The organism is Halorubrum shenae (assembly GCF_051194165.1).
GTDB lineage: Archaea > Halobacteriota > Halobacteria > Halobacteriales > Haloferacaceae > Halorubrum.
In genome coordinates this window covers 1-938 of the sequence record NZ_JBLZNI010000050.1, presented here as the reverse complement: position 1 = coordinate 938, position 938 = coordinate 1, and the positions used below count along the sequence as shown (strand labels likewise).

Annotated in this window: 2 protein-coding genes; both read right to left on the bottom strand. The window is 58.6% G+C overall.

The genetic code is table 11. The annotated features are described in order from the left end of the window. A partial coding sequence (locus ACNS88_RS17590; protein WP_435100648.1) for an SDR family NAD(P)-dependent oxidoreductase occupies nt 1–294 on the bottom strand: 294 nt, incomplete at its 3' end. Next, nucleotides 291–683, bottom strand: a complete 393-nt coding sequence (locus ACNS88_RS17585) for a hypothetical protein (RefSeq protein ID WP_435100645.1) — start codon at nt 681–683, stop codon at nt 291–293. The genes ACNS88_RS17585 and ACNS88_RS17590, both read right to left, overlap by 4 nt. Nucleotides 684–938: the final 255 nt, after the last annotated feature.

Sequence of the window (938 nt, the reverse complement as noted above, 5' to 3'; positions counted from 1 at the left end):
CGACCCGGCCGAGAGTCCGGCGTTGTGAGCGAGGACGTCGATCCGGTCGTACTCGCGTTTCACGGTTGCTGCGAGGGCTCGGACCGTGGATTGGGACGCGAGGTCCGCCTGATGGAACGCGATTGTTCCGACAAAATCTTTGGACCGTTCTACAAGGGTGGCTCCCTTCGACTCGTCACGACCGACGACTGCGACAGTCGCACCTCGCTTAGCGAGGTCAACCGCTGCCACCCGTCCGAATCCGCTCGTTCCGCCAGTGAGAAGGATCGTGCGGTCGGAGAGGTCATCAGTCATGACTCGTTTCGCCGCCGCCAGTGCAAAAGCGCGATGAGCACGTACACAGCGCCGATCACGCGGACGCCGTCGGTGAGGTGTTCGTTCCACTCCACTGATTCTGGGTCTTCGTACACGAGCGGTCCCGCAATGCGCTCGTACAGTCGCGGGATGAAAAGCAAGACGGCACCAAAGATTCCGGTGACATTCAGCAGCCACGCGTAAAGGCGGCCGCCACGGAACGCGGCGAGCGTAATGACGATTCCTTCCGCCCGAATCAGGGAACTAAACCACGAATGGACGGTGTTTTCTTCAGGGTTCTCGACCGCAATCGCCTCGAATACGTCCACGATCCGATCCGGAACGAGCGTTGTGAGAACGCCGAGCACACCGAGAAACTGCCGTAGCATACGTCGCTCTTCGATCTGACGTAGCTTAAGAGTCAGTGCCGGCGGAATAGACTCCTCACTTTATCATTGCGGCCACTGAATAACCGCCAGCACCGTCGCAAACATGCGAAGAGATATCAGCGTCTTTCGGCCGGTCGAAGCCTACGCGGAGGCCGGCTCTTCTAGGACGCATGGCGTCGTCGCAATCATCTCCTTCTGTATATTCGTCGGAACCATCATTTTCGGATTTGTCCCGGTCACGAGGGAAATTGAGAC